The following is a 22,526-nucleotide window of genomic DNA, read 5'->3' as shown; positions in this document are numbered from 1 at the left end:
GATCGATGGCGGCGTTCGGGGAGGGATTGAGACGATGGAGCTTGAATTCTCGCTTGAGGATGAGGCCTTCCGGCAGCAGGCGCGGCAATGGCTTGCCGAAAACGTGCCGCAGGAAAACGCCCCCGCTGACGGAATGGCGGCGCGCGACTTTGCCGCCGCCTGGATGGCGCGCTGCCATGCCGGCGGCTTTGCCGGCATCGCCTGGCCGGAAGACTATGGCGGTCGGGGGCTTGCGCCCGAGCGGCTGCTGATCTGGTACGAGGAATATGTCCGCGCCCGCGCGCCCTCCGCGCTTGATTGCACCTTCGTTGCGCTCAACCATGCGGGACCGACGCTGATCGCCCGCGGCTCGGATGCGCAGAAGGCCTTCCATCTGCCCCGGATCCTCGCCGGGCAGTCGATCTGGTGTCAGGGCTTTTCTGAGCCCAATGCCGGCTCCGATCTCGCCTCCCTTTCCACCAGCGCTGTCATCGACGGCGACGAGCTCGTGGTCAACGGCGCCAAGATCTGGTCGAGTTTCGCCGATATCGCCGACTATCAGGAATTGCTGGTGCGCACCGAGCCGGGTTCGAAACGGCACAAGGGACTTTCCTGGGTGATCTGCGACATGAAGACGTCGGGCATCACCGTGCGGCCGATCGAGAACATGGCGGGGGCGACCCATTTCGCCGAGGTCTTCTATGATGATGTCCGCATTCCGCTCGAAAACGTCGTCGGCGGGCTGCATGACGGCTGGCGCGTGGCGATGACCACGCTCGGCTTCGAGCGCCGGACTGCCGCCATGGGCCTGCAATTCGAACTTTCGGTGAAGATCGAGGACCTGATCGCGATGGCGCGGCCTTCACCCGGCTCGGCGATCGCCGAGCGCCTCGGCAGGCTTCGGGCCGAAGCGGCGGCGCTTCGGGCCATGACCTGGCGTTCGCTGCTGCGCGAACCGTCTGGTCCCTTCGACGGCTCGCTGGTGCGGCTTCGTTTCGGCGAACTGTCGCAGGCGATCCACCGCGCGGCGATGGACGTGCTGGGCCCTGACGGACTTGGCCACAGCCGCTGGAGCCATGACTATCTCGAAAGCTACAGCGAGACGATTGCCGGCGGAACGGCCGAAATCCAGCGCAACATCATTGCCGAGCGCATTCTCGGCCTGCCCCGGGAGTGAGCGATATGGCCTGCGATCTCAATCTCAACGCCGATCAGCGACAGATCCTCGATGCCGCCGCCGCGCTGCTTGCGGCCGATGCACCGGACCCACTGGCGGAAATTGCCGGCTTCGGCGCCTTCGCCCTGTCGCTCGACGAGGAATTCGGCGGCGCGGGGTTTACTCTCGTCGAGGATGCGCTGCTTCATGTTCTCTTCGGTCGGCATCTCGTCTCGACCCATGCGCTTGCGACCACGCTCGCCGTCCGGATTGCCGCGCGGGCGGGGCTTGACGAACTGGCCACGGAATTTGCGTCCGGCGCGCAGATGGCGGCCGTCGCGGTCGCCGCCGGCGGCGCCCTGCGTCTGGTCGAACCCGCCGGTGCCAGACATGCGGTGGTCTTCGATGGCAACCGACTCCGTCTCGTCGCGGTTGCCGGTCTCGCGGGAAGCACTGAAACGGGGCTTGGCGGGACGGTGGCCCTGAGCACGGTTGAAGCCGGGGCGGCGGACACGGTTGCCGAAACCGCGGATGCCGACATCCGCGCCTTCGCCGATTTGCTGGTTTCGGCCGAACTTCTGGGCATTGCCGAGGCGACGCGCGATCTTGCGGTCGCCTATGCCGGCACGCACCGCCAGTTCGGCAAGCCGATCGGCGCGTTCCAGGCGGTCAAGCATCACGCGGCCAATATGGCGATCGCCGCTGAAACCCTGTCCGCGACGCTCGACATGGCGGCAATTTCCCTCCGCGACGGGCGCGCGGATGCGGGCTTTCAACTCGCGGCGCTTTGCCTGATCGCCCCGGACGCTGCCCTTGCCAATGCCCGGACCGCGATCCAGCTTCACGGCGGCATCGGCTTTTCGGCGGAGGCGTCCGTGCATCGTTTTCTCAAGCAGGCGCATCTGTTGCGGCTTCTGCTTTCGCCGCGCGACATGCTGGCCGAGCCCGCGCCGATGGCGCCGCGCGCGCCAAGCCGGGAGGTAACACCATGACCGTTGCATTGATCACCGGCGCTTCGAGCGGCATCGGCCTTGCCACCGCGCGGGCCTTTCTCGGCGCCGGCATCGCCGTCGTCGCGGTGGCGCGCGATCCCGAAAAACTTCGCCGGATGGAGGCCGATAGCGCCGTCCTCGGCGCGGAGCTTGCAACACTTGCCGTCGACGTGACCGAAGACGACGGACCGCGCCGGGCCGTCGCCTGCGCGATCGAGCGCTTCGGCCGTCTCGATCATCTCGTCAACAATGCCGGCATCGGCAGCCCGAAACCTGTGCACGAGACCGATGACGAGACACTCGACGCCTTTCTGGGCCTGATGCTGCGCGCGCCCTTCCGGCTTTGCCGCGAGGCCTTGAGGCATTTCGGCGACGAGGCCACGATCGTCAATGTCAGTTCCACCTATGCGCTGGTCGGCGGGCTTCGCGGCGGCGCCTATTCGGCGGCGAAGGGCGGCATCGACGCGCTGACCCGCCACCTCGCCTGCCAGTACGGCGCCTCCGGCATCCGCAGCAATGCCGTGGCGCCGGGGGTGATCCCGACGCCGATGACCCTGCACCGCCTGGAGGATGAGGGCTTCCGCCGGATGAACATCGACATGACGCCCGCTCCCAGCATGGGCCGGGCGGAGGATGTCGCCGAGGCGATCCTGTTTCTGTCCTCGAGACGCTCGCGCTTCATCAACGGCCAGGTGCTCGCCGTCGATGGTGGCTGGTCTTCGACCCGGTTCCTGAGCGAGGCGGCGCTCACCGCCGAGCGCACCTTCGTCGATCCCGGTTTCAGCCATTCGGGCAGACGGGGGGAGGAGGCGGAGTGAGGACTTCCAATCTCCCCCTCAAGGGCGGAGATTGTGGGTGGGTGGGCTTGCCCAGGTCTGCACCGGGCCGCAGTCGGGACTTGGAACCGGCCCGTGCATGGCCGAGCGTGAGGGGCGGGCGTTTTTTGTGGCCCGCCCTCGTCAGTTCCTGAGCGGCTTGCCGGTTTTCAGGAAATGGGCCATGCGCGCGGCCGTTTCCGGTGTTTGGATCAGCATCGTCAGCGCTTCGCATTCGCGCTGCATCATCTCGTCTTCGCTGATCGCGCGCGATTGGTCGGCCTCCGGTCCGCCGGTCATCACATCGGCGATTGCCTCGGCGATGCGCAGATCGGTTCCCGTGCTGCGGCCGGCGGCGAGATTGCCGCGCATTGCCGTCGTCAGCCCGAGAAAGCCGGAATGGCCGGTGACGGTGAGGAGCGCCTGCGGCGGCGGCGCGTAGGCCTCGGCGAGCTCAAGCGCCTTCTGCCGGGCGGCATCGAACACGGCGTCGCGATGCATCACGATGGCATCATCCGGCCGGAGCAGCAGTTTTTCGGCTGCCTCCGGCGCGGAACCGGAAACGAAGGCGCCGAGCACGAGATTGAAGGCGTGGGCGGCGCTGGCAAGCGGACCCGCCGGTCGTGCCCGCTCCTGAGCGCGCAGCAGCGCCTGTGTGCAGCCGCCCCAGCCGGGCAGGAGGCCGAGATTGGCCTCGGGCAGGCCGAAGCGCGCTTCGGCATGGGCGACGATCGCATCGGCGTGGAGCGCAAGTTCGCAGCCGCCGCCAAGCGCCACGCCCTGCACGGCGGCCACCACCGGCGCGGGCGCATATTTCAGCGCCAGAAAGAGCTGCTGGCCGCGACGGATGAAGCTGGAAATGCCGGCAAAATCGCCCGCCTCGATCGCCGTGACGAAATAGCCGAGATCGGCGCCGGCGGAAAAGGCGCGCGGCGAGCGGCTGGCCAGCACCAGCGCCCGGTAGTCGCTGCCGGCCTTGCCGATCGCGGCTTCGAGCATGTCCTGCACACCGGGCGAAATCGCGTTCATCTTGCGGTGGATCTCGAAGACGGCTAGCCCGTCCTTCATGATGTGCAGCGAGGCATCGTCATTGCCGGCGAGCAGGTTCGCACCCGAAAGAAACGCGGGGGCCGCCGTTTTCGCCTCGGGCAGTCGGTCGTCCTCGAGAAGTGCGGGAACGGCAAGTCCGAGATCCGCGATGTTCCTCCGGATCAGCGGCAGGCCGGCCCGGCTTGCAAGCGCGAAGGGTCCCTCGCGCCAGGAATAGCCGAGCACCATGGCGGTATCGACATCGGCCGGATCATGGGCGATGGCGCGGCCATGTGCGCCGGCATAGGCGACGACGCGGGCGAGCACAGCCGCCGCGTAACGTCCGAGCCGGCTCTCGCTTTCAATCAGCGCCGCAATATTGCCAGCGCCCGGCGGCGGTTCCGGCGTCTGCTGCGGCCGGTACTCGCCCGAAACGAGATCGAGGGCGAAACGGGCGCCATCCTTGTCCTTGCGGTAGAAGCCGGCGCCGCTCTTGCGGCCGAGATGGCCTGCTGCGATCATCTCGCGGGCGCGTTCCCATTCCGGAAGATCGAAATGCTTCAGGTCGTCATCGGCGGGAAGGGCGGCCATCAGGCTGCCCCAGACGGCTGGAATGAGGTCGATGCCGATAAGGTCCATCAGCCCGAAGACGCCGGTGCGCGGCATGCCGAGTGCGGCGTGAACGGCATCGGCCTCCTCGACCGTCAGGCCCATGCGCTCGGCCTCCAGAAGCGCCACCGCGAGCCAGTAGCAGCCGATGCGATTGGCGATGAAACCGGGCGCATCGCGGCAGTCGATCACCGTCTTGCCGAGCCCGTCGCGGGCGGCGCGGCGCACCGTCGCGGCGATTTCGGGCGCGGTCTCCTCGCAGATCACCAGTTCCATCAGCGGCATGCTGCGCGGCGGATTGAAGAAATGGCTGATGACGAAATCGCGCCGGAACCCATCGGGCATACCCGCCGTCAGTGCGGCATGGGGAATGGTCGAGGTGTTGGAGGAGACGATGCTCCCGGGCTTGCGGGCGCGGTCGATGCGGGCGTTGAGATCGCGCTTGACGTCGAGGTTCTCGACAATCGCCTCGATGATCCAGTCAGCCCCGGCGACGCGGTCGAGATCATGCTCGATCGTGCCGGGGGCGACGCGTGTCACGGCGGCCTCGCCCATGAAGCCGCCGGCCTTTGTCTGGCGGGCGATCCCGGCTTGGGCCGGGCCTGGGCCGCCATCGGGACCGGCGATGTCGAGGAGGTCGACAGGGATGCCGGCATTGGCGAATTGCGCGGCGATGCCGCTCCCCATCGTGCCGGCGCCGATCACCGCCGCGCGCCGGACACCGCTTTCAAGCGCGCCGAGGGCTGCTTTCCGGGTCGTGTTCATCATGCTGCCTCCAGCACCATGGCGATGCCCATACCGCCGCCGATGCACTGGGTGGCCAGGCCGTAGCGTTCGCCGTCACGCTTCAGGAGCGTGGCGCATTTGCCGACGAGCCTTGCCCCGGTCGCGCCGAGCGGATGGCCGAGCGCGATCGCCCCGCCATCGCGGTTGAGCTTTTCCGGGTTGATGTCGAGCGCCCGGCGCGAGGCCTCGGCCTGGGAGGCGAAGGCCTCGTTCATCTCGATGACGCCGATATCGGCGATCGTCCGTCCGGCGCGCGCCATCGCCTTTTGTGACGCGCCGATCGGCCCGAGCCCCATCACCCCCGGTTCGCAACCGGAGACGGCAAAGCCCGCGACCCGGGCGAGCGGGGAAAGTCCATGGCGTTTCAGGAAGGCCTCGCCGCAGACCAGAACGGCAGCCGAGCCGTCGGTCGTCGGCGAGGATGTGGCCGCCGTCACCGAGCCGCCTGCGACAAACACCGGCTTCAGTTCGGCCATCTTTTCAAGCGGGGTGTCGCGCACGCAGCCGTCGTCCGAAACGAGACCGTCGGCCGTGGCAAAGGGCACGATCTCGCTTTCGAGACGTCCGGCGCGTCTTGCGGCAAGCGCCTTCTGGTGGCTCTGATAGCCAAAGAGGTCCTGTTCCGCGCGGCTCACATGGCATTCGCGGGCAACGCGCTCGGCCGTCAGCCCGACGCTGACAAAGTCATCGACCGCATCCTTGCTCCAGCCTGGCGGCGGCAGGAGATTGAAGCCCATCATCGGCACGCGCGACATGCATTCCGTGCCGCCGGCAATGAAGGCATCGCCCGCGCCCATCATCAGCATGCCGGAGGCGATCTGCACCGCCTGGATCGAGGAGCCGCACCAGCGGTTGACGGTCATGCCGCAGGTGGTCACCGGCAGCCCGGCCTCAAGGCCGGTAACGCGGCCGATATTCAGCCCCTGCTCGCCCTCGGGAAAGGCGCAGCCCCAGATCACGTCCTCGATTTCGTCGCCGGGTGCGCCGGTGCGCTCCAGAAGCGCGCGGATCACATGAGCGCCGAGCGCTTCCGGCCGGACGCCGGCCAGCGCGCCCTTGCGCGCGAATGTGAACGGGCTGCGTACATAGCCCGCGATATAAGCCTCGGTCATCGGTTTTACCTCCATTGAATCCATCCTGAAATCTCATTGTCCCTCGAAGCGCGGGGCGCGGCGTGCGCGAAAGGCTGCAACGCCTTCCGCGAAATCGGCGCTGCCGGCGGCCGCGATAAAGGCCTGCCGCTCACGCGTGATCTGCTCTTCGAAGGAGCGTTCCCGGTCGAGCAGGTCGCGGGCGGCGACAAAAGCCCGCGTCGGGCCGCCAGCAAGGCGGCTGGCGCGCGCTGCGACCGCCGCGGCAAAGCCGTCATCGTCGAGCACTTCGGTGACGAGGCCCATGGCGGCAGCGGCCGGCGCATCGAGGGTGGCATCGTTGATCAGCATTTCCACCGTCCGGGCCGGGCCGATGCGGCGTGAAAGCGCATGGGTGAGGCCGCAATCGGGCGTACCGCCGAGGCGGGTATAGGCAACGGCAAAGCGGGCGGACCGCGCCGCGAAAACCAGATCCCCGGAAAGCGCGAGCGCAAAGCCCGCGCCGGCGGCCATGCCCTGAACCGCGGTGACAAGCGGCGCCGGCGCTTTTCTCAGCGTCAGAAGCCCGGCATTCATCGCCGCGAGCAGCCGGTCGATCGCGGCTGGCGCCGATCGGGGATCGGCAAAGGTTTCTATGTCGCCGCCGGCAACGAATGCGCGGCCGGTCGCATCCAGGAGAATGAGCCGCAGCCCCGCGCGGGTGGCTGCCCATTCGGCGGCGTCGCGGAAGGCCTCCGCCGTCTTCTGGTCGATGGCATTCAGCTTTTCCGGCCGGTTGAAGGTGATGCGGGCGATGCCGGTCGAGGGATCGAAGACGGTGAGAACGGGAGGCTCTCCGGTCATGGCACTCTTCCTTTTTCTTCCGGGTCATCGCCCGCTGATGATCTCGCGGGCGATGACCATGCGCTGGATGTCGCTGGTGCCCTCGTAGATCCGGCAGACGCGAACGTCGCGATAGATCCGCTCGACCGGAAAATCGGTGACATAGCCATAGCCGCCGTGGATCTGCAGCGCCTCCGAGGCGACCCGCTCGGCCATTTCCGAGGCGAAGAGCTTGGCCATGGAGGCGGCTTTCAGCGCCGGCTCGCCCGCCCCGCGCAGTGCGGCCGCATGGTGCACGAGTTGCCGCGCCGCTTCGATCTCTGTTGCCATGTCGGCAAGCCTTGCGGCGATCACGCCATGGGCGTGAAGCGGCTTGCCGAAGCTTGTCCGCTCGCCGGCATAGGCAAGTGCTGCCTCAAGCGCTGCCCGCGCCATGCCGACCGATTGCGCGGCGATGCCGATGCGCCCGCCTTCGAGATTGGCAAGGGCGATGCGATAGCCCTCGCCCTCGTCGCCCAGGCGCAGAGAGGCATCGAGTTCGAGATCGTCAAAGGCGATCTGGGCGGTGTCGGAAAGGTTCTGGCCGAGCTTCTCCTCGATCCGTGCGACGCGGTAGCCGGGCGTGTCGGTCGGGACGATGAAGGCGGAAATTCCGCGTTTTCCGGCGTCCGGATCAGTGACGGCGAACACGATCGCGATATCGGCATTCTTGCCCGACGTGATGAACTGCTTGGTGCCGGAAAGGACGTAGCGCTCGCCCACCCGCCGGGCACGGCACTTCAGCGCCGCGGCATCCGAGCCGGCATGGGGCTCGGTCAGGCAGAAGGCGCCGAGCAATTCGCCCCGCGCCATCGGCTTCAGGAAACGCTCTTTCTGGGCATCGCTGCCGAATTTCAGGATCGGGCCGCAGCCGACGGAGTTGTGGACGCTCATGACCGTCGAAAGCGCGCCATTTCCGGCGGCGATCTCCTCCAGCGCCACGGCATAGGCGATGAGATCGGTCAGCGATCCGCCCATTTCCTCGGGCACCAGCATGCCCATGAAGCCGAGTTGCCCCATCTCCGCGATGCGGTCGCGCGGGAAGGTCTTCGTGCGGTCCCATTCGGCGGAGAAGGGCTTCAGCCGCTCCTCGGCGAAGCGCCGCGCCATGTCCTGGACCATCAGATGTTCAGCCGAAAGCAGCATTGTGTCTCCTTGCGCCGTTCAGGCGATTTCGATGGCGAGCGCGGTCGCTTCGCCGCCGCCGATACACAGCGCCGCGACGCCGCGTTTCAGGCCGTGACGTTTCAGAGCCGAAATCAGCGTCACCACGATCCGTGCGCCGGAACAGCCGATCGGATGGCCGAGCGCGCAGGCCCCGCCATGGATGTTGACCCTGTCGTGGGGCAGATCGAGTTCGCGCATTGCCGCCATGGCGACCACCGCGAACGCCTCGTTGATCTCGAAGAGATCGACATCGGCCTTCGTCCAGCCCACCTTGTCGAGGAGCTTGCGGATGGCGAAGACCGGTGCGGTGGTGAACCAGGCCGGCGCCTGGGCATGGCTTGCGGCGCCGCGGATCAGCGCCAGCGGCGAAAGTCCGCGGGTTTCGGCAGCCGTCCGGCTTGCAAGCACGAGCGCCGCCGCGCCATCGGAAATCGAGGAGGAATTCGCCGCCGTCACCGTGCCGTTTTCGCGGAAGGCGGGTTTCAGGAGCGGGATCTTCTCCGGCCTGGCGCGCGCGGGCTGCTCGTCCTCCGCGACCGCGCCGATGGCGACGATCTCGCTTACGAACCGGCCTTCGGCGAGGGCCGCGCGGGCGCGCTCAAGCGAGGCGAGCGCATAGGCATCCTGCTCTTCCCGGGTAAAGCCGTAATGGGTGGCGGTTTCCTCGGCAAAACCGCCCATCGCGCGGCCGCGATCATAGGCGTCCTCAAGTCCGTCGAGGAACATGTGGTCGTAGAGGCGGCCGTGGCCGGCGCGGTAGCCGCCGCGCGCCTTGTCGAGCAGATAGGGGGCATTGCTCATGCTCTCCATGCCGCCGGCGACGGCGATCGTCGTCGATCCGGCCTTGATGCCGTCGGCCGCCAGCATGATCGCCTTCATCCCCGAACCGCAGACCTTGCTGACGGTGGTCGACGGCACGGAAAGCGGCAGGCCGGCGCCGAGCGCCGCCTGTCGCGCCGGCGCCTGGCCGAGGCCGGCCGGCAGCACGCAGCCCATATAGGCCTCCTCGACCTCCTCCGTCGCGATGCCCGCGCGGCGGGTGGCCTCGCGGATGGCGGCGGCGCCAAGCGCGGTTGCGCTTTCGCCCGACAGCGCACCCTGAAAGCTGCCGATCGGCGTGCGGGCGGCTGAAAGTATAGCGATGCCGACGTGATCAGTCTCCATGGATGCGCCTCCTTCGTCTCCGGAATTGACAGTTCTTTACTCATGAGTATAGTTTCTACTCAAGAGAAAAATCAAGCGGGAATCGGTCTCATATCGCGCCGGCTCTCAATGATGTGCTGCAGGAGGTGGCTGATGGCGCAGGCGACGGCAAAATCGCCCTGGCCCGGGGCGGAGGAACGAAAGCGCGGACGCAGCGAGAAGCGCGACGCCGTGCTTGAAACGGCGGTCGCCCTGTTCAACGAGGTCGGCTTCCATGCCACCTCGCTGGATGAGGTCGCGGCCCGGCTCAACGTCACCAAGCCGACGATCTATCACTACTTTCCGACCAAGGATGACATCCTGTTCGAGTGCGTCGAACGAGGTTTGGGCGCTATCCGGCGCGCGACCGAGGCCGTTGCCGGCGAAAAGGGGTCGGGGCTCTCGCGGCTGGTCGCGCTGATGGAGGGCTATGCTCTGACGATGACGCAGGATTTCGGCATATGCGTCTCGCGCACCTCCGATCACGAACTATCGGCGGAAAGCGGCAGGAAATTCCGCGCGCTGAAGCGCGAGATCGATCAGTTTATCCGTGGCGTGGTGGCCGAGGGTATGGCCGACGGCTCGATCGCGCCCGGCGATCCGCGGCTCGTGACTTTCACGCTGACCGGCGCGTTGAACGGCATTGCCAAATGGTACGACCCTAAAGGGCCGGTGCCGGCGGATATCGTGGCGAAAGCCGTTGTCGGCCAGCTGGTCGTGGGTCTTGCCCCGCGCAGCCGGCCTCATGAAAAGGAATAGGGCATGGCACTGCCGATCGCATTTCAGGGCAGGCTGCGCCTGCCGGTCATTTCCGCGCCGATGTTTCTGACATCGGGTCCGGATCTCGTGGTCGAGGTCTGCCGGTCGGGGCTTGTGGGCACGTTTCCGGCGCTGAACCAGCGCTCGACGCAAGGTTTTGTCGACTGGCTCGGCGAGATCGAGGCCCGTCTTGAGGGCGTTTCCGGCGCGGCGCCCTATGGCGTCAACCTGATCGTCCATCGCACCAATCCGCGCCTTGAGGCCGATCTCGCCGCGGTCGTCGCCCACAAGGTGCCGCTGGTGATCACTTCGCTCGGCGCGGTGAAGGATGTCGTCGATGCGGTGCATTCCTATGGCGGGCTGGTGTTCCACGATGTCATCAGCCGGCGCCACGCGGAAAAGGCGGCGGAGGCGGGCGTCGACGGGCTGATCGCCGTTAGCGCCGGAGCGGGCGGCCATGCCGGCGCGCTGAGCCCGTTCGCGCTTCTGGGCGAGATCCGTTCCTTCTTCAAGGGCACGGTGATCCTTGCCGGCGCGCTCGGCACGGGCCGGGATATCGCCGCGGCGCGGATGATGGGTGCCGACATGGCCTATCTCGGCACCCGCTTCATCGCCACGCGCGAGGCGATGGTGCCTGCGGCCTACAAGGACATGATCGTTTCCGCCGCCGCCGCCGATATCGTCTATACCCCCAATATTTCCGGGGTGAATGCCAATTTCCTCAAGCCCAGCATCGTTGCGGCGGGGCTCGACCCCGATCATCTTCCCGCCCATGCCGAGCTCGACATGAAGAATGAGTCAAGAGCGTGGAAGGCGGTCTGGTCTGCCGGTCAGGGCGTCGGCGGGATCTCGGATATTCTCCCCGCTGCCGAACTCTGCGACCGGCTGGTTGCCGAATACGAGGCGGCGGTTGGGGAATTCTGCGGGCGCTGAGGCCCGTCACCAGAACGGCATCTTCGCCGGATCGAGGCGGAGCTCGATCAGCAGCGGCCGGTCGCGGCTGGCGATCGCCTCGGCGGCGCGGCCGAAATCGTCGGGGCCTTCGATGGTGACGCCGCGCCCGCCAAGCGCCTCGGCAATCGGCGCGAAGGCGGGCCAGTCGAACCGGCTGAGCGCGGTATCCATCTGCTTGTCGCGCAGGATCGCATATTCGGCGCCGTAGCAATTGTCGTTCATGAGAAGGACGATCAGGTCGGTGCCGTGGCGCACGGCGGTGTTGAATTCGGTGAGCCCGCCGAGCATGAAACCGCCATCGCCGACGGTCAGCACAACCGGCCGATCCGGCTCCGCTTCCGCCGCGCCGATCGCCTCGGCCATGCCGAGGCCGATCGAGCCGAAGGAAGCCGTCTGGACATAGAGCCGGGGATGCTCGACATCGAGATATTGCATGGCCTTGACCATGTGGCGGCCTGCATCGGTAACGAGCATCCGGTTTTCAGGCAACAGGGCGTCAAGCCGGGTCAGGGCGTCGACATAGTCGAGGTCGCCGGGGGATGAAATACGCGTCGGGCCGGGCTGTTGCGCGAGCGAGCCGGCGGGAAGGGCGGTGCGGAAACCGGAGCCCGCGATTTCGGCCTCGTCCAGCCAGTAAAGCATGCGCCCGGCGGTTTCGGCGATGCCGCCGACGAGGCCGACGCTCGGGGTGTGACCGCGACCGATCCCGGCTTCCTGGCGCGCGATCTGGATCACCCGCTTGCCTTCGACGAGACTGCCCTCGGCAGTTGTGTGGAAATTGAGGCCGGCGCCGAAGGCGATGATGCAATCGCTCGAAATCAGCGCCTCGGTCGCCTGTGGCGTGCTGAGCGTGCCCATGATGCCGAGATGGTAGGGATGGCCGGAGAAAAGCCCCTTGGCCCGGAGCGTCGTTGCAAGCGGCGCCTCGATGCGGTCGGCAAGCCGGATCAGGGCGTCGCGGGCGGCATCGTCGATGGCATCGCGCCCGGCGAGTATGATCGGCCGGCGGGCGGCGGCGATCATGCCGATGGCATTGTCGAGATCATCGCCGGAGGGCGTGATTTCGGGGCGGGACAAGGCGATCCGAAGCTCGCAGGCGTCGTCCTCGACCTCGCTTGAGAGAAGATCGACGGGCATGTTGAAAGCGACCGGGCGGCGCTCGGCGCCGGCGCGGCGGATCGCGCGGGCAAGATCGTCGACGGCGGTCTCGGGCCGGTGGATCGTCTCAAACCCGGCGCCGGTCGCGAGGATGAGGTCGCGCTGGGCGATGTTCTGCAGGTTCTCGCGTTCGCCGTGGCGGGTATCGCCGGCGAGAAGCACCATCGGCGTTCCGGCTTTCACGCCTTCGGCCAGCGCCGTCAGGGTGTTGGTGAGCGCGGGCCCGTGGGTCACGGTCGCAAGGCCGACCCGGCCCGAAACCGAGGCATGACCCAGCGCCATCAGCGCCGCGCCCGCTTCGTTGGCTGCCGCGACGAAGCGGCCGCCATGGCCGCTGACGAAGGCGTCGATCAGATAGACATTGGCGTCGCCGGTGACGCCGAAGAGCGGACCGAGGCCAGCCTTCGCCAGCGCCCCGGCGAGACGTTCCTGGACTTTCATGCGTTTTGCCATGGTGGGCCTCCCTCCCGATGGTTGCTGTTCAAAGCGCCTTTTCATGCTCCGGCAGAACCACGAACAGGTCGCCGACAATGCCGTAATCGGCGACCTGGAAGATCGGGGCTTCCTCGTCCTTGTTGATCGCGACGATCACCTTGCTGTCCTTCATGCCGGCCAGATGCTGGATCGCGCCGGATATGCCGCAGGCCATGTAGAGATCGGGGGCGACCACCTTGCCGGTCTGGCCGACCTGCCAGTCGTTCGGCGCAAACCCGTTTCACCGGGACCAGAATTTTCATGTTTATCCTCCATATGGCCGGGCGGGGAAAGCTGACCGCGAGTATCCCAAAATACGGGATGAACTTTTTTCCCATTGACGATTGATCACAAGGAGAAAGCCGAATGTCAATGAAGTCAGCACAAATCACGAAAGAAATGAGACTATTGCGTCCCACAATATGAGATTACGATTGGCTCGCATTCTGGGGGAGTTTGGTGAGCGGCGGCTTGTTCGGGGTTACCCCGCGCTTGCCTGCTGTCGCAGATCATCGAAATGGCGCTTCCAGGCTGCAATGTTTTGCGGCGTGGCGAGCGAGGTGTGGGTGGCGATGCTCATCGCCAGCATGGCCGGGTGCTGCCCGGTCGGCAGTACCATGCCGAGGCCATAGACATTGTCGGCAACGAAATCGCGGCTTTCGGTGAAGCCGGTCTTGCGACCCTCGGCGATGTTGTGGCGGATCTGTGCGGTATCGAGCCGCGAATGCGCGGCAAGATGCGGGGCGATGGCGGCGAGGATGCGCTCCGTCTCGGCCTCGCTCGTGTCGGCGAGGAGCGCGGTTGCCGCCGCCCCGACGCCGAGCGGTCGGCGCTGGCCGACCTCGACGGGGATGGCGCGCAGCACCGAGGAGCCTTCCGCCTTGTAGAGGCAGACGCTTTCATAGCCGCTGCGCGCCAGCAGATAGGACGTGGCGCCGCAGCGGCGGGCGAGTTCATCGATGAGGGCGCGCCATTTCATCACCTCGGTCTGTCGCGATGTGGTGGCGAGGCCCAGTTCGAAGACGAGATTGCCCACCGTGTAGCGCCGCGTGTTCTCGTTGTAATCGAGCAACTGCTCTTCCATCAGGCATTTCATGATCCGATGGGCGGTCGAGCGGGAGAGGTCGGTCGCCTCGCAGACCTCGCGCAGGTTTGTGCCATTGTCGGCGTCGGCCGCAACCCGGCGCAATACCGCGGCGGCGCGGCGGATTGCCTGCGTGCCTTCCTGTTTCGGTTCGCTCATCCGTTTTCTTCCGTTGGGTGGCTGTTTCCTCTGTCGGCTATAGCATCGCGCGCGCCGCAGTGGAAAGGGCGCGGTGATGTACCGTATCTCCCATATTGTAGGATGAAATGCAATTGCGCTTGTCGTCGATGCGTCCATTTTCGAGGAATGTCTGTCGAAAGGAACGGACGTGACGTAATCTTATATATCTGAAAAATAATGATTAATTTAGGTAAATCGTCGGTTCATGCCTTTCCGATGGCAACAAAAACATATCCTGCATGCTTTGATATTGTTCCATATCGTAGGATATGTTAGAGGGGAATGGTGCCGGGAGTTGGGGTTCCGGGCGCGCTCCTGCCGGCAGTGTCGGAGGGGCTGTATTCACATGCGGGAGGAGAGCATGAAGCAAACTGGAATCAAGGCGAGGCTGTCTCTGGCGGCGCTCGCGGCAGGCCTTTTCGTCACGACAGCATCGCTCGCCTCTGCCGACGATGCATGGCTGGACAAGCTTGAGCCGCAGGTTCTGAAGCTCGCCGATTTTTCCGGCGACCAGAACGCCAATTTCGGCAAGGCGATGGTTGCGTGGGAAGAGGCGATCACCGCCTATACCAAGGGCAAAATCACCTTTGAGAACTACTGGTCGTCCTCGCTTCTGAATGCGACCAACACGCTTTCCGGCGTGGGCGACGGGGTGGCCGATATCGGCCTGATCATTGCGTCCTATTATCCGCAGGACCTGCCGGTCGGCTCCTGGCTGTTCGGCCTTGGCGGCGCGCTGTCGGGTTCGACCGTGCACGATGTCGCCGCCGGCGGCGCCGCGGCGCTCGAGACGGTGCTGACGCTGCCTGCGCTGACGGAGGAATATGCGGCGCACAATGTGAAGGTGCTGCAGGGCACCTCGACGCCCGCCTACAATCTGCTCTGCAACACGCCGATCTCCTCGCTGGAGGAGGCAAAGGGCAAGCGCGCCCGCGCAATCGGCGCGGTCTGGTCCGACACGGTCGTGGCGCTTGGCATGAGCCCGGTCGCCATTGCCTGGAACGAGGCCTATGAAGGGCTTCAGCGCGGCGTGTTCGAATGCATGGTGATCAACCCGAACCAGTATGTGAACGGTCTGATCCTGAAGGATGTCGCCCCGGAATATGTGCCGGTGACGATGGCGCAGTTGCAGTCCTCGACCTGGGTCATCAATCTCGATGTCTGGAACGATTTCCCGGTGGAGCTTCAGAACTTCATCACCGAACAGAACGTCAAGGCCGCCTACGACATCTGGAAGGGCTATCTCGAGATCGAGGCCGAGGCGGGCGACTTGATCGCCGCCGGCAAGGAAATCCATACCAATGACGTCTCCGAACTCGAGCCCATTGCAAGGGCCCAGCGCGAGGCCGCGGTGATGGCGCTGCCGCAATCGGCGCCGTCGAGCGTCGACAACCCGGAACAGGTGGTTCAGACCTATCTCGACCGGATCGCCGACTGGACCAAAGTGCTCGAGGACGAGGGCTATCCCGTGACCGAGAGGACGCCCGAGGCGATTGCCAGGGCCTTTGCCGGACTTCGCGATGTTGACCTCGCGGATTTCTATGCGAAGTTCAATGCCGAGGTGACCCCGAAGCTTGTGCAGTAATTTCTGTCGCCCGGCCTCGTCCGGGCGGCCGTCCCGTTCCTCAAGCGTCAGAAAGGGCAGGAGCGCCATGTCCGCAATCGACCCGCCGGAAGCATCGCGGCTTCCCGCCATCATCCGGTTGATCGACCGCATGAGCGGGCTTGCCGGCATCCTGGCCGCCGCCGCCGTGGTGATGCTCGTCGTCAACGTCTTCGTCGATGTCGTCGGCCGCACCTTCTTCAGCGCGCCGTTCCAGGGCACGCTCGAAATGACGGCGAACTGGTGGATGCCGACGCTGGTGCTGCTGGCCTTCGCCTTCACCGAGCGCGAGCAGGAACACATCAAGGTGACGGTACTGCTCGACGTCCTTCCCCCGCGCATGCGCCGGTATGTCGAGGGCGTCTTCGGACTGATTGCCGCCGGCATCCTTCTGGCGCTGACGGTCTACACTTTTCAGGGCGCGCTGAAGGCCGAGCATATCGGTCAGACCACCGCCGGCACGCCGCCGGTTCTGATCTGGCCCTTCAAATTCGTTGCCTTTGCGGGCGTCGGCCTGATGACGCTGCAGACGGTGGCGACGGCCTGGCGCTATTTCACGGGGCATCTGCCGCGTGTCCATGAGTATAGCAACGACGCCGATCTTGGATAGACCATGCCCAAACCGCTTCTTGAGGAAAACCCCATGACGCGCCCGGCGCCCGGGCGGGGTGGCGTCGTCTTTTTTGCGATCGGCCTGGCTGTCGCGATTGCCGCCGCCGGCGCGATGCTGTTTCTGGATCCGTCGAACCATGCCGTCGGCGTACTGGTGATCGTGCTCAGCATCGTTCTCCTGCTGATGGGCGTGCCGGTCGGCATCGCCATGCTCGGCGCTTCGCTTCTCGGTCTCTGGTCGATGAGCGGCATGCGGGTTGTGGCCTCGACCCTCAGGAATGTCGCCTTCGATTCATCCGCCTCCTGGTCCTACAGCGTCATCCCGATGTTCGTGCTGATGGGCATGATCCTCTGGCGCTCGGGGCTGACGGCGAATGCCTTCGAATCGGCGCGCCGCTGGCTCGGCTGGCTGCCGGGCGGCCTTGCGGTCGCCACCAATTTCGCCGGCGCGGCGCTCGCCGCCTCGAGCGGCAGCACCATCGGGATCACCCATGCGGTCGGCCGCGTCTCGATCCCGGAAATGCTGAAATCGGGCTATGATCCGAAGATCGCGGTCGGCAGCGTTGCTGCGGCCGGGACGCTTGGCCAGATCATACCGCCGAGCCTGCTTCTGGTGATCTATGCCGGCGCCGCCCAGGTGCCGGTCGGCCAGCAGCTACTCGCGGGCGTCGTGCCGGGCCTGATGCTGACGCTCGCCTTCGCGTTCCTGATCATCGGTCAGGCAACGATCTGGCCCTCGCTTGCGCCGCGGATCGACATGAGCACCGTGACCTGGCGCATGCGGATCGAATCCCTTCTGGGCAGTCTGCCGATCATCCTCGTCGTCCTCATCGTGATCGGCGGTCTTTTCAGCGGCGTGTTCACTGCGACCGAATCCGGCGTCTTCGGCATGCTGGCGGCGCTGTTATTCGGCGTTATCCATCAGCTTCGTCAGGGGCTTGGCTGGCGGGCGATCGCACTGTCGCTGAAGGAATCGCTTGCGGGAACGCTGGTCAGTTCCGCCTCGATCTTCCTTCTGATCCTCGGCGTTTCCGTGCTCACCCGCGCCACGGCGCTGAGTCAGGTGCCGAACGCGCTCGCTTCCGCCATGGTGGATCTGGGGCTGAGCCGCGAAGGCCTGCTCCTGATCCTGATCCTGGTCTATCTGGTGCTTGGCATGTTCATGGATACGCTCGCCATGATGCTTCTCACCATTCCGGTTCTGCTCGGCCCCCTTGGCGCGCTCGGGGTGGATCCGCTCTGGTTCGGGGTATTTCTCGTCATCATGGCGGAGGTCGGGCTGTTGACGCCGCCGCTCGGCATTCTGAGCTTCATCGTCCACCGGATCGCATCGGATCCGGAAGCCAATCTCGGCCGGCCGGTGCCGCTGACATCCGTGTTTCTCGGCGTCGCGCCGTTCACCGTCGCCGCGCTCTGCGTGGTCCTGATCCTGATCCTCGCGCCCGATGTGGTAACCTGGCTTCCCGGCCTCGGCGGATGACGCCGGCGTTGCGGCAGGGGCAATCACGGTTCCCGATGTGCCGACCTTTGCCAGAGGCGTGCTTGGCATACTGAACTGGATGGCCAGATGGTATCGTCCCGACGAGCGGCTCACGGCCACCGAAATAGCCGAATCCTACGCGCAGACATTGCTGGCCGGCATTTCCGCCAGATAGGCGTTCGCTCTTCCTGGCGATTGACAAAGAGTATGGCATATTTTATTACCGGCCAGACGGTATTTAATGTGTCGCGACCAGAAGGGGATGTGCTCAGATGGGGAAGACCGGGCCCTCAAGCGGTTATCTTGCGAAGGAAGATCAGGAATTTCGTGCTGAAATGCGGGCCTTCTTTCAGGATAATATTCCCGCCGAAATTCGCGCCAAGGTCAGTGCGGGCCAGCCGCTGGCAAAGCAGGATATCGTGACCTCGCAGCGCATTCTAAACGCTAATGGACTGGCGGTGCCGAACTGGCCGCTCGCATGGGGCGGCAGGGACTGGACGCCGATCCAGCGCTATCTCTACATCGAGGAGCTGCAATTCAACGCGGTGCCGCTTCCGCTGCAGTTCAACTGTTTCATGGTCGGGCCGGTGATCGCCGCCTTTGGCAATCAGGCGCAGAAGGAGAAATTCCTGGCGCGGGCGGCCAATCTTGACGACTGGTGGTGCCAGGGTTTTTCGGAACCCAATGCGGGCTCGGACCTTGCTTCGCTGACGACAAGGGCCGTGCGTGACGGCGACGATTATATCGTCAATGGCCAGAAGACATGGACGACCTACGGACAGTACGCCAACTGGATATTCTGTCTGGTCAGAACGGATTTAGAGGCGAAGAAGCAAAGGGGAATCTCGTTCCTGCTCATCGAGATGGACACCCCTGGCGTGGAATTGCGGCCGATCATCACGATGGATGGCCGGCATGAGGTGAACGAGATCTTCTTTACCGATGTGCGGGTGCCGGTTGAAAATCTGGTCGGCGAGGAAAATCGCGGCTGGGATTATGCCAAGTTCCTGCTGGCGAACGAACGCTCGGGCATTGCCCGCATAGGCCTGTCCAAGGAACGCGTGTCGCGCATTCGCCGCAGGGCGGAAGAGAACGGCGTCTGGGACGACCCGCTGTTCCGCGCGGACGTCATACGGCTTGAAGTCGAGCTGAAGGCGCTCGAAGTCGCCCAGATGCAGATTCTGGCGCGGGCCGGCGAGAACGCTGGCCGGCCGGACCCGGCATCGTCAATCCTCAAGCTGCGCGGCTCGCAACTTCAGCAGCGCGCTTCGGAAATTCTGATGGAGCTCGAGGGTGTCGCGGCCTTGCGCGCGCCGGGCGACGTTGCCGACCCGTATCACGCGGCCGAAGAGGACCTGGCGGCCGCGACAGCGCTCAACAATTATCTGAATTTCAGGAAGGTCTCGATCTATGGCGGCTCGAACGAGGTTCAGAAGAATATCATCGCCAAGACAATTCTGAATCTGTGAGGCGCACATGGAAGCTTTGACCGACGAAGAACGGATGCTGCGGGACAGCGTGCAGGGAATCCTGTCGGAAGTTGCCGATCCGGCGGACCTGTGGCCGCAACTGGCCGAGCTCGGCATGCTTGGCCTTGCATTGCCCGAAAGCGCCGGCGGTGCCGAACTGGGCCCGCAGGCGCTGATGGTGTTTGCGCGCGCCTTTGGACGGGCCGGTATCGCAACGCCGTTTCTGGCGTCGGAAGCCCTCGCCATGCCCTTGCTGGGCCGGCTGGCGGATAAGCCGAAGGTGAAGGCCTTGCTGGCCGATCTTGCCAGCGGCGCGCGCATCGCGACGCTGGCGCTTCATGACCTGGTACCGGTTGTCGCGCGGCGCGTGTCCGACACGTTCATCCTTGGCGGCGTCAAGATGGTCGTGCCGGCAGGGGCCGCCGCAGACGTCGTGATCGTGAGCGCGATGCTCGATGAACGCCCGGCGCTGTTCCTGCTCGATCTTCAGGCCGTGGCTGTGACGAAGACCCCTTATATGCCGGCAGGTCCGGCTGCCGGGGCCGACATTTCGCTGGAAGGGGTGACCCTGCCGCAAACGGCGCTGCTGGCTGTGGGCGGGGAGGCCGCGCAACTGATCGCGGACGCCACGGCGCTCGGCCAGTTGATCACATCCGCCGAAATGCTGGGCGGCATGGAGCGGTTGCTGGAACTGACGGTGGACTATCTGCGCGACCGGCGCCAGTTTGGCCAGCCTTTGTCCAGTTTCCAGTCGCTGCAACATGCTGCGGTCGACATGTATATCGAGCTGGAAACGGCGCGCGCAATGCTCGATTTCGGAAGCTTGATGGTCGGCGCGGCTGTCGAGGAGCGGGCATTGGCGCTGGATTCTGTGAAGCTGAAGATGAACGGGGCGGCAAAGCTCGTCGGGGAGAGCGCCGTCCAGCTCCATGGCGGCATCGGCATGACGGAAGAAAGCCTGACCGGCCGCATTTTCAGTCGCCTGACCGCGCTGCGGATCTGCTCCGGTGACAGCCGGAGCTGCATGGAACGGTTGCTTGCAAGCAATATCAGCGTTGCGCTCAACTGATAGCAGCCATCGGACATGATTGAACTTGCAGTGGAGGCTGCGTGACATGAAGGTTGATCTTGAAAAATTCGGCGGGATCGCGGTCATTACCATTGATCGCCCGCCGGTAAACGCCCTGTCGCAGGCATTGCGCAAGCTGATCGACGCGCGGCTGGACGAGGTGGCGGGGGATGCCGCGGTCAAGGGCGTGGTCCTGGCCTGCGCCGGGCGCACATTTGTTGCCGGCGCCGATATAGAAGAGCTGGGTGAGGTCAGGCCGCCAACGCTGCGCGACGTGATCGACAAACTCGAAGCCCTGGGCAAGCCGAGCGTCGCGGCACTTCATGGCACGGCCCTCGGCGGCGGATTTGAGCTGGCGCTTGGCTGCACGTTCCGGGTCGCGAGGCGGAATGCCCGGCTCGGCCTGCCGGAGGTGAAGCTGGGCCTGTTGCCGGGCGCAGGCGGAACCGTGCGGACCACCTATCTCATCGGCGCGGAGGCGACGCTGAGACTGGCCGGCAGCGGCGACATGATGGGCGCGGAAGCGGCACATGCGATCGGCCTTGTGGACGCGGTTTTCGACGACGACCTGACCGCCAATGCGATACGGTATCTGTCCGACAGGATCGCCGCAGAGGATATCCCGCCGCCCGTGAGCCGCCGTCGCGACCGGATGCCGGCTTGTGAACCGGAGGTTCTGAACACCCTGACGGCCGAACTCTGCAAGAAGGCGCGCTCATCCGCGCCCGAGCTTGCGGCGCAATCCGTGCGCAATGCGCTGGCGCTGTCGTTTGAGGATGCGATGCGCGAAGAGCGGCGGATATTCGAGACCGCGACCCGGAGCCCCCGGTTCGGCGCGCTGCGCCACCTGTTTTTTGCCGAGCGGGCCGCGGCAAAGCCTTCAGGCGACGTCGCAGGGACCGAGACGCGCGATGTCCAGTCCGTGGCCGTTATCGGTGCGGGCACAATGGGCGCCGGGATCGCGATGGCGTTCGCCAATAGCGGGTTTGACGTGATCGTGCGCGAAACCGACGAGGCGGCCTTGCAACGCGGCATGGAGCGCATGGCGGAGATCTACGATCGCTCTGTCAGGCGCGGTTCCCTGAGCGCGGAAGAAGCCGGCAGGCGCAGGGGCCGGATTGCGGGCACGACCAATATCGCCGACCTGTCTTCCGCCGACCTGATCATCGAGGCGGCCTTCGAGGACATGGCCGTCAAGAAAGCCATATTTGCCGAGCTCGATGGCGTTGCGCGGCAAGGCGCTATCCTTGCGACCAATACCTCCTATCTGGACGTGAACGAGATCGCGCGCTCGACTGCGCGTCCCTCCGACGTGCTCGGGCTGCATTTCTTTTCGCCGGCCAATGTGATGACCCTGCTGGAAATCGTGCGGGCAGCGGAGACGTCGCCTGACGTTGTGGCGACGGCGCTCAAGGTCGCCAGACGCCTCGTCAAGCAGCCGGTGGTGGTGGGCGTATGCCACGGCTTTGTCGGCAATCGCATGCTGCAGGCCCGCAACGGGCAATTGTCGCAACTGCTTCTGGAGGGTGCGAAGCCGGACGAGATCGACGCTGCCTTCCGGGCTTTCGGCTGGCCGATGGGCCCCTGCCAGATGCAGGATCTGGCCGGGCTCGATATCGGCTGGCGAAACCGCAAGGCGCTGGGCAGGACCGACGCGCTGCCTGACCGGCTTTGCGAACTTGGGCGGTTTGGCCAGAAGGCGGGCAAGGGCTGGTATCTTTACGACGACAGCCGCACGCCCCGGCCCGACCCGGAGGTGGATGCGATCATCGCCGGGATTGCCGAACAGAGCGGCGTTGCGCGGCGGAACGTATCCGATGCCGAGATTATCGAACGCACGCACGGCCCGATGGTCGCGGAGGGGCGGCGCATTCTTGAGGAAGGGATTGCGGCGCGCAGTTCCGATATCGACGTTGTGTGGACGCATGGATACGGTTTCCCCCGCGATCTCGGCGGACCGATGTACTGGGACGATCATTTGCGCGACGGGGCGCAGGCTATAAAGGGCGAGGTGTAA

General features: G+C 65.4%; 18 protein-coding genes and 2 pseudogenes. 12 read left to right on the top strand and 8 right to left on the bottom strand.

Annotation, left to right across the window (positions count from 1 at the left end; translation table 11 throughout):
- Positions 1-34: 34 nt before the first annotated feature.
- The 3 genes from HQ843_RS24695 to HQ843_RS24685 are packed head-to-tail and all read left to right on the top strand — an operon-like array spanning position 35 to position 2,945.
- Entirely contained in the window at positions 35-1,156 is a 1,122-nt protein-coding gene (locus HQ843_RS24695) for an acyl-CoA dehydrogenase family protein (protein ID WP_180900718.1), read from the top strand.
- 5 nt (positions 1,157-1,161) lie between these two features.
- Positions 1,162-2,127 (top strand): acyl-CoA dehydrogenase, encoded by a 966-nt coding sequence (locus HQ843_RS24690; RefSeq protein WP_180900719.1) that lies wholly within the window; start codon positions 1,162-1,164, stop codon positions 2,125-2,127.
- A complete protein-coding gene (locus tag HQ843_RS24685; protein ID WP_180900720.1) occupies positions 2,124-2,945 on the top strand; it encodes an SDR family NAD(P)-dependent oxidoreductase in 822 nt (273 codons plus the stop codon). The genes HQ843_RS24690 and HQ843_RS24685 overlap by 4 nt, the downstream gene beginning before the upstream one ends.
- A 141-nt stretch (positions 2,946-3,086) precedes the next feature.
- Here HQ843_RS24685 and HQ843_RS29865 read toward each other — a convergent pair whose 3' ends face one another.
- The 5 genes from HQ843_RS29865 to HQ843_RS24660 are packed head-to-tail and all read right to left on the bottom strand — an operon-like array spanning position 3,087 to position 9,649.
- On the bottom strand, positions 3,087-5,348 hold the full coding sequence (locus HQ843_RS29865) for a 3-hydroxyacyl-CoA dehydrogenase/enoyl-CoA hydratase family protein (RefSeq protein WP_210275292.1): 2,262 nt from the start codon (positions 5,346-5,348) through the stop codon (positions 3,087-3,089).
- Positions 5,345-6,478: a thiolase family protein gene (locus HQ843_RS24675; protein ID WP_180902041.1), complete on the bottom strand. Its 1,134-nt coding sequence runs from the start codon at positions 6,476-6,478 to the stop codon at positions 5,345-5,347. Before HQ843_RS24675 ends, HQ843_RS29865 begins: the two co-directional genes overlap by 4 nt.
- A 33-nt stretch (positions 6,479-6,511) precedes the next feature.
- Positions 6,512-7,300, bottom strand: coding sequence for an enoyl-CoA hydratase/isomerase family protein (locus HQ843_RS24670; RefSeq protein ID WP_180900721.1), 789 nt, complete (start codon positions 7,298-7,300; stop codon positions 6,512-6,514).
- Between the two features lie 24 nt (positions 7,301-7,324).
- Positions 7,325-8,464 carry an acyl-CoA dehydrogenase family protein gene (locus HQ843_RS24665; RefSeq protein WP_180900722.1) on the bottom strand — a complete coding sequence of 380 codons (1,140 nt, stop codon included), beginning with the start codon at positions 8,462-8,464 and terminating at the stop codon, positions 7,325-7,327.
- Positions 8,465-8,482: 18 nt separating this feature from the next.
- Positions 8,483-9,649, bottom strand: coding sequence for an acetyl-CoA C-acyltransferase (locus tag HQ843_RS24660; protein ID WP_180900723.1), 1,167 nt, complete (start codon positions 9,647-9,649; stop codon positions 8,483-8,485).
- Positions 9,650-9,781: 132 nt separating this feature from the next.
- Between HQ843_RS24660 and HQ843_RS24655 the strand changes: the two genes are divergently transcribed.
- Entirely contained in the window at positions 9,782-10,426 is a 645-nt protein-coding gene (locus HQ843_RS24655) for a TetR/AcrR family transcriptional regulator (protein ID WP_180900724.1), read from the top strand.
- A gap of 3 nt (positions 10,427-10,429) precedes the next feature.
- Positions 10,430-11,359 (top strand): NAD(P)H-dependent flavin oxidoreductase, encoded by a 930-nt coding sequence (locus HQ843_RS24650; protein ID WP_180900725.1) that lies wholly within the window; start codon positions 10,430-10,432, stop codon positions 11,357-11,359.
- Between the two features lie 6 nt (positions 11,360-11,365).
- On the opposite strand, the gene HQ843_RS24645 is transcribed toward HQ843_RS24650, so the two are convergent.
- The 3 genes and pseudogenes from HQ843_RS24645 to HQ843_RS24635 form a co-directional block, all read right to left on the bottom strand.
- Positions 11,366-12,991 carry a thiamine pyrophosphate-binding protein gene (locus tag HQ843_RS24645; RefSeq protein WP_180900726.1) on the bottom strand — a complete coding sequence of 542 codons (1,626 nt, stop codon included), beginning with the start codon at positions 12,989-12,991 and terminating at the stop codon, positions 11,366-11,368.
- A 28-nt stretch (positions 12,992-13,019) separates the two neighbouring features.
- Positions 13,020-13,250: pseudogene (locus HQ843_RS29815) on the bottom strand (electron transfer flavoprotein subunit alpha/FixB family protein); the annotation flags it as partial.
- Between the two features lie 243 nt (positions 13,251-13,493).
- Complete coding sequence (locus tag HQ843_RS24635; protein ID WP_180900727.1) at positions 13,494-14,255, bottom strand: IclR family transcriptional regulator; 762 nt, start codon at positions 14,253-14,255, stop codon at positions 13,494-13,496.
- Between the two features lie 382 nt (positions 14,256-14,637).
- Between HQ843_RS24635 and HQ843_RS24630 the strand changes: the two genes are divergently transcribed.
- The 7 genes and pseudogenes from HQ843_RS24630 to HQ843_RS24600 all read left to right on the top strand — a co-directional run bounded on the left by HQ843_RS24630 (position 14,638) and on the right by HQ843_RS24600 (position 22,526).
- Positions 14,638-15,861 (top strand): C4-dicarboxylate TRAP transporter substrate-binding protein, encoded by a 1,224-nt coding sequence (locus tag HQ843_RS24630; protein ID WP_180900728.1) that lies wholly within the window; start codon positions 14,638-14,640, stop codon positions 15,859-15,861.
- Positions 15,862-15,928: 67 nt separating this feature from the next.
- The gene (locus HQ843_RS24625) at positions 15,929-16,489 is read left to right on the top strand and encodes a TRAP transporter small permease subunit (RefSeq protein ID WP_180900729.1); all 561 of its coding nucleotides are present in this window, start codon (positions 15,929-15,931) and stop codon (positions 16,487-16,489) included.
- Between the two features lie 33 nt (positions 16,490-16,522).
- Positions 16,523-17,971, top strand: a complete 1,449-nt coding sequence (locus HQ843_RS24620) for a TRAP transporter large permease (RefSeq protein WP_180900730.1) — start codon at positions 16,523-16,525, stop codon at positions 17,969-17,971.
- Between the two features lie 13 nt (positions 17,972-17,984).
- Positions 17,985-18,146 (top strand): annotated as a pseudogene (locus HQ843_RS30125) (TetR/AcrR family transcriptional regulator); the annotation flags it as partial.
- A gap of 97 nt (positions 18,147-18,243) precedes the next feature.
- The gene (locus tag HQ843_RS24610; protein WP_180900732.1) at positions 18,244-19,440 is read left to right on the top strand and encodes an acyl-CoA dehydrogenase family protein; all 1,197 of its coding nucleotides are present in this window, start codon (positions 18,244-18,246) and stop codon (positions 19,438-19,440) included.
- Between the two features lie 7 nt (positions 19,441-19,447).
- A complete protein-coding gene (locus HQ843_RS24605; RefSeq protein WP_180900733.1) occupies positions 19,448-20,509 on the top strand; it encodes an acyl-CoA dehydrogenase family protein in 1,062 nt (353 codons plus the stop codon).
- Between the two features lie 46 nt (positions 20,510-20,555).
- Positions 20,556-22,526, top strand: a complete 1,971-nt coding sequence (locus HQ843_RS24600) for a 3-hydroxyacyl-CoA dehydrogenase NAD-binding domain-containing protein (RefSeq protein WP_180900734.1) — start codon at positions 20,556-20,558, stop codon at positions 22,524-22,526.

The sequence above is a fragment of the Martelella sp. NC20 genome (assembly GCF_013459645.1).
GTDB lineage: Bacteria > Pseudomonadota > Alphaproteobacteria > Rhizobiales > Rhizobiaceae > Martelella.
The sequence above is the reverse complement of the archived record's forward strand: the minus strand, read 5'-3'. Positions and strand labels throughout refer to the sequence as shown.

Bases quoted from the DNA above. Each gene is read 5' to 3' on its own strand.
- HQ843_RS24695 (WP_180900718.1), top strand. From the start codon at position 35: ATGGAGCTTGAATTCTCGCTTGAGGATGAGGCCTTCCGGCAGCAGGCG.
- HQ843_RS24690 (WP_180900719.1), top strand. From the start codon at position 1,162: ATGGCCTGCGATCTCAATCTCAACGCCGATCAGCGACAGATCCTCGAT.
- HQ843_RS24685 (WP_180900720.1), top strand. From the start codon at position 2,124: ATGACCGTTGCATTGATCACCGGCGCTTCGAGCGGCATCGGCCTTGCC.
- HQ843_RS29865 (WP_210275292.1), bottom strand. From the start codon at position 5,348: ATGATGAACACGACCCGGAAAGCAGCCCTCGGCGCGCTTGAAAGCGGT.
- HQ843_RS24675 (WP_180902041.1), bottom strand. From the start codon at position 6,478: ATGACCGAGGCTTATATCGCGGGCTATGTACGCAGCCCGTTCACATTC.
- HQ843_RS24670 (WP_180900721.1), bottom strand. From the start codon at position 7,300: ATGACCGGAGAGCCTCCCGTTCTCACCGTCTTCGATCCCTCGACCGGC.
- HQ843_RS24665 (WP_180900722.1), bottom strand. From the start codon at position 8,464: ATGCTGCTTTCGGCTGAACATCTGATGGTCCAGGACATGGCGCGGCGC.
- HQ843_RS24660 (WP_180900723.1), bottom strand. From the start codon at position 9,649: ATGGAGACTGATCACGTCGGCATCGCTATACTTTCAGCCGCCCGCACG.
- HQ843_RS24655 (WP_180900724.1), top strand. From the start codon at position 9,782: ATGGCGCAGGCGACGGCAAAATCGCCCTGGCCCGGGGCGGAGGAACGA.
- HQ843_RS24650 (WP_180900725.1), top strand. From the start codon at position 10,430: ATGGCACTGCCGATCGCATTTCAGGGCAGGCTGCGCCTGCCGGTCATT.
- HQ843_RS24645 (WP_180900726.1), bottom strand. From the start codon at position 12,991: ATGGCAAAACGCATGAAAGTCCAGGAACGTCTCGCCGGGGCGCTGGCG.
- HQ843_RS24635 (WP_180900727.1), bottom strand. From the start codon at position 14,255: ATGAGCGAACCGAAACAGGAAGGCACGCAGGCAATCCGCCGCGCCGCC.
- HQ843_RS24630 (WP_180900728.1), top strand. From the start codon at position 14,638: ATGAAGCAAACTGGAATCAAGGCGAGGCTGTCTCTGGCGGCGCTCGCG.
- HQ843_RS24625 (WP_180900729.1), top strand. From the start codon at position 15,929: ATGTCCGCAATCGACCCGCCGGAAGCATCGCGGCTTCCCGCCATCATC.
- HQ843_RS24620 (WP_180900730.1), top strand. From the start codon at position 16,523: ATGACGCGCCCGGCGCCCGGGCGGGGTGGCGTCGTCTTTTTTGCGATC.
- HQ843_RS24610 (WP_180900732.1), top strand. From the start codon at position 18,244: ATGGGGAAGACCGGGCCCTCAAGCGGTTATCTTGCGAAGGAAGATCAG.
- HQ843_RS24605 (WP_180900733.1), top strand. From the start codon at position 19,448: ATGGAAGCTTTGACCGACGAAGAACGGATGCTGCGGGACAGCGTGCAG.
- HQ843_RS24600 (WP_180900734.1), top strand. From the start codon at position 20,556: ATGAAGGTTGATCTTGAAAAATTCGGCGGGATCGCGGTCATTACCATT.